The sequence below is a fragment of the Yersinia rochesterensis genome (assembly GCF_003600645.1).
Lineage (GTDB): Bacteria > Pseudomonadota > Gammaproteobacteria > Enterobacterales > Enterobacteriaceae > Yersinia > Yersinia rochesterensis.
In genome coordinates this window covers 2,128,109-2,142,578 of sequence record NZ_CP032482.1, presented here as the reverse complement: position 1 = coordinate 2,142,578, position 14,470 = coordinate 2,128,109, and the positions used below count along the sequence as shown (strand labels likewise).

Here is a 14,470-nt window from a genome sequence, read left to right as displayed (position 1 = left end):
ACTTTATTAAGAATTAATTCAGTTTGTATCCCCCTGATAAACCACAGTTAAGCGCAAGGGATGTTTCAGCAGTCGTTGATGGTGTCGAAACATATAATCCATAATAAATAGGGTCAGTATCATATTCCACTATCATACTGTCATAACCGGGTATGCTAATGTTTTTGGCGAAGGTGTATCCGGGCTGAGTTGTTGATATGTCATTGACATAAGCACCGCATGTCACTTCAGTATTACTCCCAGTCGCCATAACCACATTAGGAGAAATGGTAAATTTCAAAGTCTTGCTTTTGGCTGTTGGCAACCAATTAACACAGTTAACGGATAAGTTAATTGCACCAATATTCTCTGACCGACGCGATGCATTACTATTATATAAATAGATATGTTCGCCACTTAAGATATTTTCAATACTGGTCGCCCCCTCAGCTTTGGCTTCGCAAGCAACATCTAAATTTTGCTGAACAAGATCGAGGGTACTGGTGGTATAGCTATTCGGAGTCGGTATGCTGCAAGAGGTGCTGCTATTACAGATGCTACCCACACCATAGGTACTTACTCGAAACTTTCCTGAACTGCCGGCCAATGAAGTAATATTAGCGCGAGAAATTGAGATATGTTGATCAACAGCGACGCCATGTGCAATCGCCACTTTAACCGCATCGTAATGGGTGGCAGCATCCATTAATTCATCGTCGTAAGAACCATTACCGCGAAGATCCACATCATATGTTTGAATATCCGGAGCTAGTAATCCACCACTTGAGTTCACCATACTAAATCTATATCGTAAAACACAGGAATTAAGTGAGACCGTATTAGATGCCCTTTTACATCTATTGACATGGGTCATATGAGAATTTTTGTCACCCGCTGTCGGCGGGTTATTTGTCCCATCCCAATAAGTATGTATTAAGTCGAAAGAAAGCTCACTCAAACTGGTTTGAGGGTTTTTAACTTCATAATGTGCCAATAGCGTATTTGGCAACACTAAAAACAGTGAAGAAAATAAAAATAATTTTAATAATTTCATAATAAATATCCACGCGAAAGTGACTGCAAAGCAGGTGTTAATTCAAGGGCTGGTACCCTGAGTTTGAAATTTTTGCGTGATAATAAGAGAGTATTAAAGGTGATTTTTAATACTCTCTATATCATCGTTACTCTATTTCCCTACCGGCTTAGATTTCCAAGGTAAATTTGACACTGAATGCCACCGGCAAAAACGTCACAACATCAGAATCGGTGGTGCTATTGATTGTTGCCGTTACTTTGCTGTCCCCTGGGTGATACCTGATTTTATATTAGTGAATGTCAATGTGGCCGAGCCATTTGCATCAGTGGTGCCACTGGCAGCAATCACCGTATTGTTATTTGCGCTGAAGTTCACCAACATGTTGGGCACGCGATTGCCCAAAGCATCCGTCACCACAGCTTTAACACTGTTCGTGGCGACGCCATTCGCCACCGCGCCATCATCCTCAATGCTGAACGCCCCGCGAATAATAGTTGCCGTACTTTCATCAGCAATGAAAGTCGCCTCTACACTTTGACTGTTACCGTTGACGGTGGCGGTTACCCTGATCACGCCCGCCGTGGTGTTAGTCAGTGGCAAGATCACCACACCTTGGCTATCCGTTGTCCCACTGGCTGCAATCACCGTATTGTTATTGGCACTGAATGTGACAACTTGATTCGGTACCCCATTACCGGTGGCATCCGTGACCATGGCTTTCACCTCATTCTGTGCCACCCCATTGGCAATCGCATTATCATGAGTGAGGGTAAGTGCGCCACTGAGGATAGTGGCCGTCGTGCTGTCAGGAATAAAGGTGACATCCACACTTTGGCTGTTTCCATTGACCGTGGCCGTGACTTGAGTGACACCCGCCGTGCTGTTAGTCAGTGGCAAGGTCACCACACCGCCACTATCAGTTGTTCCACTGGCGGCAATAATCGCATTGTTATTCGCGCTGAATGTCACCAACTGATTCGGCACTTTATTCCCCGTCGCATCAGTGACAACCGCTTTCACCTCATTTTGCGCCGTGCCATTGGCAATCGCATTATCACGGGTGATGGTCAGTGCGCCGCTGATAATAACCGCCGTACTGCTGTCCGCGATAAAGGTGACATCCACACTTTGGCTGTTGCTGTTAACTGTCGCCGTTACGCGCGCCCCTCCCGCAGTCGCATTGGTTAGTGACACCGTCACAGAACCATCTGCTCCGGTCGTCCCACTGGCGGCAATGATTGCATTGTTATTAGCACGAAATGTCACCACCTGATTGGGCACCACGTTTCCAGTGGCATCCGTGACAATAGCTTTTACCTCATCCTGCGCCGTGCCATTGGCCAGTGCATTATCGCGGATGATGGTCAGTGCACCGCTGAGGAAGGTTGCTGTCGTGCTGTCCGCGATAAAGGTGATATCCACACTCTGGCTGTTACCGTTAACTGTCGCCGTGACATGAGTGACACTCGCCTTGGTGTTAGTTAGTGACACCGTCACAGATCCATCGACCCCCTTTGTGCCATTGCCGACTATAGTGGCGTTATTATCGGCACTAAATGTCACCGCCTGATTCGGCACCACATTACCGGTGGCATCAGTCACGATAGCTTTTATTGCATTGGTCGCCACACCATTGGCAATGGCATTGTCATGAGTGACGGTCAGTGCACCACTGAGGATAGTCGCCGTACCGCTATCAGTGGTCGCACTCGATGAGACCACATCACCCAGAGTGGAGTTGAATGCCACATTCATGCCAGCCATAGGTGTATTAGAACCATTGGCGGTATCCAGCACAGAGGCTCGATAAGTCACTAACGCCGCACCATCAGCCGTGGCCGTGGCACTTGAACCCACGACACTCAGTGCTATCTGATGCGGTGATTCCTGGACAATAATCTGAGTGGTGGCAGTGTTCGATTTATTACCGCGAATATCATAGGCAACAGCGCTAACTTGATAGCTATTGATGTTTTGCCGATGTTGATAGGCAGGAAGTCTAACGGCGGCCGATTCGGTGGTCAGTGCGGCTAAGGCTCCCCCAGCAGTAATCAGAACCGGCGCGCTCCATTCAACCCGATCAGTGCCATATTTTGATGATACTGCCCCTGTCAGAGTGACATTTTCCAGCGCATGAGCTGAAATTGTGGTGGGCAGAGTTAAATTGATCAGGTCTTGTTTCTGATACTGCATAACAATATTGTAGTTACGATCGACCAAATCATAGCGGCTGCCCGCAAGGCTGCGCATCAAACCGACAGCATCTTTATTAATTTGATCAATCCACGGCACACCGAAGCGGTAGTTAAAGTTCAAACCGAGCTGAAGCTCATTTGAGGTGTTCTGACCGTTCTTGTGGGCAACATCGACTGTTATCAATGGAATTGGTGTGTAATTCGCCCCTATCGTTAGCGCTGACGGCGAATCACCTAAGTCATTTGGGCTGGTAGTTCCGCCGTTTAGCGCAACGCCTTTACCAAAGTATTTTTCATACATTAATGAGCCACCCAACTGAGGGTATGCTGGCAAATATGCCAAGGCCCGGACATCAAAACCATTCGCTGGCCGTTCGTTATAATCTTCCATATTCGACAGCACTGACTGGTGCCAATCTGTCAACCGGAAATAGCCATTGGCGGAGAACTTAAGATTATCAGTCCAAATCTCAGCCCCTGCCCCTAAACGACTATTTTTACCCGTCAGATCATAATCATAAAAACTGTTAACCCCGAACATCCAGTTATCAGTAAATTGGCGTACGCCAAGGCCCGCATTATTTGTCGTCCGGTCGCCGTTATAACGGACTCCTAGCTGACCAAATAACAGGTTGTTTTGCGATTCAACCAGCGGCAGTAAAATATCTGCATTGGCCGTTCCTGTAGAATTGAGCTGAACCCTGGCATGGCCAAATTGGTTAAGCCAATCGGAGGCCGCTTGTGAAGCTAAACCGGAAGATACGCCTCTCACCGCGCTTTCTGCGGCTTTGGTAGAATTCTCACTGTCCATTACGCCCCAAATTTGGGTAGCAGTATTGGCAACATTATCTTCAGTAAAATTAAATTTATTGGCAGAAGAAATATCTGATGTCTGATTTTCAGATCCCAAATCGGGTAGCGTTTTACTCGGCTGTAACAGAGGTGGCTCTTCTTGCGCGATGAAAGGATTCGAGGGTTTAAATTTGTCAGGAACTGCTGAGTTATCAATATGACCTTTAGGCTGCTCAGAATATATTGGTGCTGGCGCTGTTGTGGATTCAACCAATATCTCGGCTGATCGCATCTTCATCATTATTTCATCTAGCTCATCAGCGCACACCGATAATGATATTAGTGGAGTAAATGCCATGGATATAGGCAGCAGTAATTGCATTAATAATGTATTAATGGCAACTGCTCGCATGAGTAATTTATTTGAGTGGAAACCGTTCAGAGTGAATTCAAAGTTCCGATTTTGAATGGCGATATCCGTTACCGCAGAGATATAAGCCGTTTTATTATTGACAGACATACGAGAGTTCATCATTAATTAATTTAATGATGTCATTCAGTATCTCGCCCAATAAACTCAGTTTATTAATGGTGCGATAAAATAACTAACGATAAGAAATGAGCAATTTAGCGAACTAAACTGCCCTAATCCCAGTGATTGTATTGGTGGCATATCATCATAAAACATTCACCCGACTAAAAAGTGAAGAACATAATGATATAAAACCTAAACCACGAGTTTACACACGGAGTTATTATAATAATTACATATAGTCATACTACAGTATTTTAGTGAATAACTGATTAGATCCGTGAGAGATAGTTTACTTTGCTTTGGACTTCGTTGAACGCAGTGTTTCTAACTCTGGCACACACCATTTTAAGTTTTGAGTCTAATTCAAGAGAAATGAGCTGCTTAGGATCATTATCTAAAATATTTCTATTTTGTTCTAAGAATGCATACATGTCATTGACTTTGTCAAACTGGCCTCTAAATACACCGAATTCATTCGCATTCAGCTTTTTGACCATAGAGAAATTATTGACACATTGATCATTGGTGCTTTTTTTAATAATGGCTGCGGTCTGTTGCTCGGAATCAACCTTTGCTTTCGTGCTGCCCCCTCCCAATACCGCACTTGCCATCAATATTACTATTGCCACTGATTTCATAAAATACCCTAATTAATCCTTTATAAGTACTCAACCTTCTATTGAATATGCACTCTCTTATACTGATATCATTGTTGCATAGCGATTTCAGCTGTATTTTTCAATAGAATGCAATCCAACGCTTGTAGCAGGACACACTGTACATCGTGATCTTTTATGCTGTCAAATGGTGATAAGTCAGATCTATATACTATTTAAAGCAAATATAATAGATGTAAATTCTTCTGGAGGGGATTAAAATGGCGGGATAGATCGTATTCTTATGAATTGATAGTTTTATATTTCAACTTATTTATATAACTCAGCGGAACAACCTAATTAAATTGAAAGCAAAAAAAATTTAAAATTAATTAGAATTATTGACATAGTGCAAAAAAAAACGAAAGTAATTACCATCTACCATAATAAATAAAAACATTTCGTCAGCAAATCAACAACAAAAAATAACAAGGCTATCTTTTTACTAGAATATAGTTATTAAAATACCAAAGATTAAGAATTATCTTGGTTAATAATAATTAATCCTATATGGGGAAATAATTATTCTTTATAATAACAAATATATTTCATTTTAGAATTAATAAATTTCTTAATGTTTGATTTATTGCTTTAACCCCTAGTTTATTATATATATTCCTTCTGTGAGCACTGGCTGTTTTATTCTTCATCTCAAGCACTCTTGATATGTCACTATTACTCAACCCTGACAATATACATTCAAAAACTTCATTCTCTCTCTTCGTTAACTGGTTCTTTATTTTCTTCGTCAAATCTAACTGATCAAATTTCTTTGGGGGTTTACGCAAAGAGAGCAGTTTAACAATCAAACTCTCTATTCTATCAATAGAAGCTGTTTTGCATAGGATGCCATCAGAAACAACAGACAAACAAATGAAATCTTCTGTCTTTTCATCTTTACGACAAAATACCATAATAAAAGCAAGAGGATTCAACTCTCTGACTTTGCCAATAGTGTTAAATATTTTAATGGCAGGAATATTATCAACATCAAGAACGACAATATCTCGGGTATTTGATTGGCTATATATATTTTCGTTATCAACAGAGTAATATAGCTCCACACCAATATCCTGCCCTCTATCTATAACGCGTTTTATTCCTTTAACAATAATCTCTAAGGATAGTTTTGTTAAACCGCAGTCACTAACCACAATAACTCTCATGACGTTGTATCATTCCTTGTCTATTATTTTTTATTTATTCAGAGCGGGATTTCATTGGGATTGCAGTATATAAATAACGGTGCCGAAGCACCGTTATTTATCAGGACGAACAATCGATTAGAAGTTGTATTTAATCCCTAACATCACAGCAGTATCACTGTAGCCTTTATCACCCAATTGCTGGCCTACGTTACCCCAAACATTCAGTTGCTTGTTCAGCTGCCCCTCAACACCCAGTTTCAACTCACCGATATTTTTCGTACCGGCCTGCTTCACATCAACCGAGTTCATGTTGGTACCGAAGTCTTTGGTATTGTGGATCCAGTTGGCTTCTACAAACGGCTGGAATTCACGATCTTTGTCATTGTCGATAGCATGGTGCCCTTTCATATAAGAACGCACACCCAGACGCGTCTGGATATTACCGTCGCCTTGGCCGCTCACCTGTGTACCATTGGCTTCACGATGCTCGTCAGCTTTCACACCCATCCAGGTTATCTGCGCTTTTGGCTGGATAAAGTAGGTTTCGTTCTTAGACTTATTTTCACCTATCTTGAAGGTGTAGCCGCTCTCGACCGACGCGGTTATCCCTTTAGATTTGTACTCTTCAGTCGCCAGACCTTCGCCCTTCACGGTATTGTTGAACCAGCTGTACTGCGCCCAACCATCAACATACAACCCAGACTTATCTTCGTCATTGGCATACCAAGTGCTATAGACACCGGCAGTGTAGCCATCAACGGAACCATCAGAGTGGTAGCCGGATTGCGAGCGAGTATTGCTTTTGCTGTTACCGTAACCGGCCATCACACCTAAATGTAAACGGTTCAGGTCATTGTTGCTCCACTGGGCGATATCGCCACCCAATTGCATCACATAACGGTTGCTTTGGGTTTTCAGTTGACCGCTGGTATCACGCGAACGGTTATGCCCACCTTCGTTGCGCAACCACATGCTCGTCACTTTCTGCTCACCAGTCAGGGCATCAATATATTGAGTTTCCCCTAAACGATCATGCAGACGGGTCACAAACATATTGTTAGCAGCAGCCAAGTTTGCTGTGTAACTACCCGCTTCAGGACGTTTAACTTCTTCCTCTGGGCCGACCGGGTTTTCTGGATCAACTGGGATTTCAGGATCAACTGGGATTTCAGGATCAACCGGCAAGTTGCTCAAGCTGGTCAGATACCAGTTAGCCACATTTTTGCCCACGCCGCGTTTCAGACTGTAATCATATGCGCCAGCCACAATACGGCCACTTTGCACGAAATCACCCTCTGACAGGCCATTAACCTGAATCAGTTCAATACCGTTCAGCGTCTTAGCCCCTGAACCGCCCGCATTATCCACACTAACCTTGGTGGTTCCGCTGGTGCTGCCGTTGACTATCATGCTGTCCGTGGCGGAGTCATCATCACCCAACGCGGTGTTGAAATGCAGCAAGCCGTTGTTACCCACATAGTTACCATTTACCACCAATTGATTGCCTGTGGTGCCGGTTCCATTACTGGTTTTGTTGCCGATAAAGACAATACCGCTGTTGGTTAAATCCGTCCCTACAGTGAACACATTACTGGCAGGTGCCAGACGACTCAATATTGACGTCACTGGTGCAGTTGGGTTGCCAACAAACAAGGAACCTTTGTTATCAATCGCACCCGCGACACCACCAAAACCGCCCATGAAAGCACCGCTGGCAATATTCACCTGCTGGCTGGCCAGTGTCATTGGGTTTGCATTACTGCCCAGCATAATCCCGCCAGCGTTAATATCTGTTTGGCCGGTATAAGCTGCTGATGAGGTTAACGAAACTGTGCCAGCGCCATTTTTGGTCAAGCTGCCGGTGCCGCTAACGTTGTTAGCCAGTGCCCAATCGGTGGCTGAGTTCAAGACCAGCGAACCATTATTGGTGACGGATGCGCTGCCCAGGTTTGCCGCCTGAGAAACCGCTAACTGGCTGCCATTGTTGATGTCAAACAGGCCGCTGAACAGACTGTTATCGCCGCTGGCGGTAATGTCGCTGTTATCCTGCAACACTACGCGACCGGCATCACTGATAGCATTCACCAGCTGACCGGCTGCATCTTTCAGTGTCAACAGACCGGCGTTGACAATATTGCCATCCCCCAGCCCTGCCGCATTATTGAGCACCGCTTCTGCACCGTTAGTAATGGTGGTTACCGCACTCAAACCACTGTTGGCACCATTAACGGTCAACACATTGGCAGCAATCGTCAACGCGCCACTGCCCGTCAATTCACCGTTAGAAATGCCGCCCTGACTCAACGTCAGGTTGCCACCATTAAGGTTCAATAATGAGCCTGCGGTGCCATTCAACTCGCCCACAGTTTGGCTGTGACCGTTCATATCAAAGGCGGTAGTGGCGGCCAAAGATAACAGTGAGGTATTACCCAGCACATTATCATTCAGCATCTGCAAGGTACCGCTGCGCACCTCGGTAGATCCGGTGTAATCATTTAACAGATTAGACAGTGTCACGGTATCGCCCGCGCCAGTATCAATCGCTAAATCACCGCTCCCCGTAATTTTGGCGCTCAAATCGGCGGCCGGGCCGGTTTTATTGGTGGCGTACAGTGACAGCGCATCAGCACCACTGCCCAACAACTCAACCTGAGTCAGACCGTAACCCACATACAAACCATCGTTATTTACGCCACTGGTCAGGCGATAGTCGTAAGTGCCTTTGGCGACCGTCGTGCCGTTCTGTGCAATATCTGCCGTGGTGGCATCGGTAATAATATTGCCATACTGGTCTTTCAACACCAGATTGCCACCATTACCTTGTACCGCAACATCACTCACCGCCAGTTGCAATAGGGTATTAGCATCATCCTGCTCCAGAATTGGCAGCACAGGATTCACCGGAGTTTGGCTATTATCGATGCTGTCGATATTCACTTCCACGGTCCCGGTACCCAGCAGATTCATCTCGGTGGTGGTATGAATGGTGCTTTTCGCTACCGTTTCACCTGGGGTGCCGGTGTCAAATTTCGCCGTCCCGCCGTCAAAGATTAATCCGCCGATAGTCTGAACGCCATCACCGACCGTGGTGATGCTGTCAGCACCCAATTTCAGGGTCGCGTTCACCAGTGCGGTGGTGTTGCTCGCTGCCAGATCAAAAGTCGAGTGGCCTAATGCCAGTACACCGTTAAAGGCATTCTGGGCCGCGTTAGCAGTAAAGTTAAACGCGTTACCCGCCGTATTGACCGCAACAGTGCCGAGGCCATTGAGTTTGCTGTTAAAATTCACTGCATTCAGATTGTTAACCTGCAACAAGCTGCCGTCACCCAAGTTAAAACCAGTGTTGACGTTGTCATCTTTCGCATTACCCAGCGCCAGCAGGACATTTTCCAGTGTCAGCGTGGAGTCATTGATCAGGTCGATGTAATCCATATTCTGAATAGCATCAGCATCTTTCAGCGTATACACCGAGCTATCAAAGGTCACAGTGTCTGTGCCGGTTCCGCCGTTCAGTGAACTGAATACGCCAGTATCTGTTGCTGTCAGCCCTTTAAGAATAAAGGAATCATCGCCGCTACCCGTGGTGAAGTCAGTCCCTTTACTGCCCTGCATCAGGGTCACGGTATTGTTACCCGCCAACAGATTGACCTGACCGATAATGCTGCCGTCGGTCTCATTGGTGAAGGCCACGCCGCTGCCGGTGTTGGTTAACACTGCTTGCTGCGCCGCACTGTTAGCATGGATGCTGCCGCTATTGACGAAGCTAGTAACATTGCCATTGTTGATATCAACCACTGGGCTAGTCAGTGACTGGGATGTCAGTTTACCGGACTGCTCAACACGGCCAGTCGTGCCTTTAACAATCAAGGCCGCGCCGCCAGCAGCATTGTTCACATTGACACTGGCACCGGTTTTCAAATTTTGACTGGAGTTGGTAACAATCCCTTTACCCGCCGCCGAATTAACATTAATCACCAGGCCAGCCGAATTAGACATATCCAGCGCGTTAGTCGTTATGGTATCGCCGGTGTTGGCGAACAAAATACCGGTGCCGCTGCCATTGACATTAATCACGCCAGAGTTGGTCGCCGCCATCGAGGCTCCGGTACGCACACCTGCGCCATTACCCACAGTCAGAGTGGTATTTTTTAATTGGATACCCGCGATTTCTGCTTTATTTTCAATCGCGTTGCCAGTTCCCCCCGCCGTCATAGTGATGGTTGCACCGTCAACTGTCAGAGCGGTAGCGCCGGTATCAAGCAATACGCCATGAGCCGTGCCGCCTGCGTTGGTTACACCATTACCAGACAGTGTCAAACTGGATCCGGAACCTAACAGGAAGGCAGCGGTACCATCAGTTGCGGTCACTGTGCCCGAGTTATTCACTGTTGAGTTAGCGCCCTGAATATTCACCGCAGTGCCATTCACAGAGATGATATTTTGGTTGGTCAGGATCCCGCCATTCACCAACACACCGGTGCTGCCAGCCTGGGTAAAATCAATGGAACCTTTATGAATAAGCTCGCCGCCATTACGGGCGATATAGCCATAAGCACCAGAAGCTGTGTTACCCGTGGTTAATACCGCCGAACTGGTCAGCACGGATTTGCCGGTGGCACCGGTCTCGATACCGTCCAGCCCGTAATATTTACCATCGACAATACCGGCCGTCGCCCCGTTACCACTCAGTTCTAAACTGGCATCTGCTGTGATGGTGCCCGTCGCGCCACCCTCAACTTTTACGCCAGTAGAACCCTCACCCGAAAGCACCATATCTAGCGCACCGGAGTTAAACGTACTGCCAGCACCGGTCACTTGAATAAGAGAGGAATTCTTACCGGTGGCATTCATGGTGGAAGCCGTGGTTCCGGCAAAGCTGGCACCTTTATCAACGCGATATAAAGTCGAACCTTCGGTTGAAACAGTTTCGGCACCCACGGCGGTGTTATTGACGCTAGCACCGGCACCGTAAATCAGGTATCCGACTTGTTTGGTGCCGGAGACAAACTCAACCTGACCATTACCGGTGACATTAATGGTGCCTTTATCTTCCGCAACCACCCCGATAGCCCCGTTGCCAGTCAGATTAACCTGGCCGGAAAGATTAGCCACAGCGCCCGTGCCCACAGCTTGAATGCCGTAGTTAGCCAGATTGGTAGCAGCATCCAGCCCTTTATTAACATTAATGCTACCGGCATTGGTCGCGGTACTGTTGGTCAGCACTTTCATACCAACGGTATTGATACCATTGATAATGATATTGCCATTATTGACAACATTGTTGGCACCTGAACTAGCGGAAATACCAATATTCTGCGCTGCGTTTTGTCCTGGTGTTGCCCCGGCACCATTCAACTCAATGGTGCCGTTCTGATTAACGGCGGTTCTGACCCCTTGTGCGATAATTGCGGTGGAGTTCTCAGTTTTGCTGCCAATGACAATTTTACCGCTCGCATTATTGATAAAAGTGGCGATATTGCTCAAATTGACGGTGTCTTGCACTAATTTAACCGCATAAGACTCTGTTTTTATTGCCAGATCAGTAACCACATCAGTGAGCGAGCGCTGGGCTTGGCGGCCAATATAAACAGTGCCATTATTGGTAAAAGTAGAGCCTTTCTGAACACTCACCCCTTCATTCAGATACCCTGCTGCAGGAGAGTTATCGACAGTTGCAGCAATGTTAATAGCGCCGTTATTGACGAAGGTAGAGGTGCCGTCAATGATAGCCGCGCGGGTATAAACACTGGTGCCACGTGAAGCGGTGTTGATGACACCATTGTTAGTGACTGAAGAGGCCCCATTCGCCAGAATGGCAGTATGACTGCCGCTGGCGACATCCAGTGGCAAAGTGGCACTGGATACGGGTTTGAAATCCAGCATCTCGGGGTTAGTCCCGGCATCCAGAACCCCAGTGGCTTCATTAATAACCGTGCTGTTAGTGGCGAAAATAATATTGGTGCCACGAACCGTGCCGGCGGCTGAACCTAATGTTCCCGCATTATTCAAGGTTGCACCATCGTTGAGCCGCACCACGGAAATATCCGTATTGAACGCCTGAATATTGGCATCAGCACCAATATTCACAATGGCCTGCTGACCATCACCATGAATAAAGGCAACACGACCGGAATCAATGATGTGATTGATGGCATCATTAGGGTCAATACCCATATCAAGATAGATAGGGGTAACTTTCGGTGAAGTATTGCTACCGTTAGTAAAATAGGCACGCGCCAACTCAGCCTGATAACCTTTGCTGTCCAGGACAATGGCACCGCTTTTAATACCGGCAATTAACGCATTGTTGTATTGCTGGAAATCAGCAAAGTTTTGCACATTCTGCACGCCTAAATAAGGGCTGGTGAAAGTGCCAGTAAAGTCATCAAGTACCGCATTAGCCACTGAAGTGGTGCGATCACGAATGTTATTACTGTTATTACCCAGGTTGACCACGGTCTTAGCGTTATAATTTAAAACTGTATTTTGAGCTAAAGTCGTCGAGTCAACATAGAATCCTGAAGAGGTGGTTAGCTCAGGTTGACTTTTCAAGCCCCCCTTAAGAATAGCGTTAAAGTAGTTGGTATCCTCATTGACCCAACCTGCCGCAGTGCCACCGACATTAACGGTCAGATCACTGCTATCCTGCACATGGAATAAGTTACGATTCACATACTGACCATTCTCACCGACAGCATAAGAAACTGGTACCGAAAAATCGGCCAAAGGTTTAATTGACATCGCCGTGCTGCTATACACATTAATAGTAATTAATGCGCCGGTTCCTTTCGGATCAAGGAAAGTTTCAGTAACCATATCCCCTAAATTGAAAATATTTTTACTGATCAGATTCTCTGCACCATAGAGGAAATTCCCCGGGGGAATATCACCCAGTTTGCTATTTTTAAATCCAGAATCACCGCGTGCAATGTTGCTAAAACTCCCCGACAAAGTATTATTTGGGCCGGTGAATGTCTGTTCAAATTGAACTTCTGGAGTAAATACCGGAACACTAATGTCTGCTGCAAAGGCAGAACTCGCCCCTAAGGTGAACATCAGAGTGATGGCAACCTGGCTCAGACGAGAAGGTGTTGTTAAGCCTAAGGTCGTATCGACATGACCTGAACAAGAAGACTTGGCTTTTTTTCCTGATTTAGAAAACTCAGATGCAACATCGTAACGGCCTAAAGCACTATTCCAAATGACTTTAAATACTCGATTCATAAAACGCTCAATTTTCTCTGTATATTATGGGTTATAAATAACGAGCAACATTGTTACTTAACTAAAAAGTAATTAAGTTGGCGAACTTCCACTGGTGTATACCTTAAGCCTGATATTGCATCATTAATAACAATGATAAACGTACGAGGTTATACAGATATATAGGAGGTGGAGAGCACATTGGTAGGAAAAATCCTACAATGATCTGAAATATAAAATATTAACTACTAATATCAATAAGTTAAATAAAAAAATAGATAAGAATAATCTTATAAAACCATATGGGGATTATGTAGTAACGCCTTTTTTTTATTTTAATGCAATAAATTATTATGAGTGTTTATCAGTAAGATAAAATAAAATAAATACTTTTTATCCAAGCACGCCACAATCAAATTGTGGCAAAAAAATTATATTTAACATCAGTCATTTCATTAGTCGCATTCAGTCTTAATAAGAATCGCCCAGTCATATAGAAAAAGCAAGTTTTTTGGTATTTATGATCATAAAAATTATTAACTCGACATATAGACCCATAAATGACCACCTTGTAGCGTACTTTCAGATTATTACTCTGTTAAATGATTTAAACCTTAGAATAAAAGATCGTCTAATTAAAATAATAGCCATGTAAATATATTTACAATTAAATTTGCATTGGATCTGTCTTAAAAACAACCATTCAAAAAAATCAATTAAATAAGCAAAAAATACAAAGTTAATTATCAATGAGAAATTAGTCTTAGCAGAGAAAGCCTATCTATATTCAGAAGTAATTTTTATTAGACATAAAACAAACAGGAAAAACAACCTCGTCCAGGCCAGATAATAACTTGAATTATATGATTATTTTTATAAAAGCATCAATTAGATGCATAAATAAAAATAAAGATGAAAAGAGCTTA

General features: G+C 44.8%; 5 protein-coding genes. All 5 read right to left on the bottom strand.

Features of this window, described 5'->3' with window-relative positions; genetic code table 11:
• Positions 1–13: 13 nt before the first annotated feature.
• The 5 genes from DXZ79_RS10045 to DXZ79_RS10025 all read right to left on the bottom strand — a co-directional run bounded on the left by DXZ79_RS10045 (position 14) and on the right by DXZ79_RS10025 (position 13,565).
• Entirely contained in the window at positions 14–1,033 is a 1,020-nt protein-coding gene (locus DXZ79_RS10045; RefSeq protein WP_120011252.1) for a heme utilization protein, read from the bottom strand.
• Positions 1,034–1,267: 234 nt separating this feature from the next.
• A complete protein-coding gene (locus DXZ79_RS10040) occupies positions 1,268–4,522 on the bottom strand; it encodes an Ig-like domain-containing protein (RefSeq protein ID WP_162928741.1) in 3,255 nt (1,084 codons plus the stop codon).
• Positions 4,523–4,806: 284 nt separating this feature from the next.
• A complete protein-coding gene (locus DXZ79_RS10035; protein WP_038633132.1) occupies positions 4,807–5,175 on the bottom strand; it encodes a hypothetical protein in 369 nt (122 codons plus the stop codon).
• Positions 5,176–5,741: 566 nt separating this feature from the next.
• Positions 5,742–6,359, bottom strand: coding sequence for a response regulator transcription factor (locus tag DXZ79_RS10030; RefSeq protein ID WP_038633136.1), 618 nt, complete (start codon positions 6,357–6,359; stop codon positions 5,742–5,744).
• Positions 6,360–6,476: 117 nt separating this feature from the next.
• Complete coding sequence (locus DXZ79_RS10025; protein WP_038633139.1) at positions 6,477–13,565, bottom strand: autotransporter outer membrane beta-barrel domain-containing protein; 7,089 nt, start codon at positions 13,563–13,565, stop codon at positions 6,477–6,479.
• Positions 13,566–14,470 lie beyond the last annotated feature (905 nt).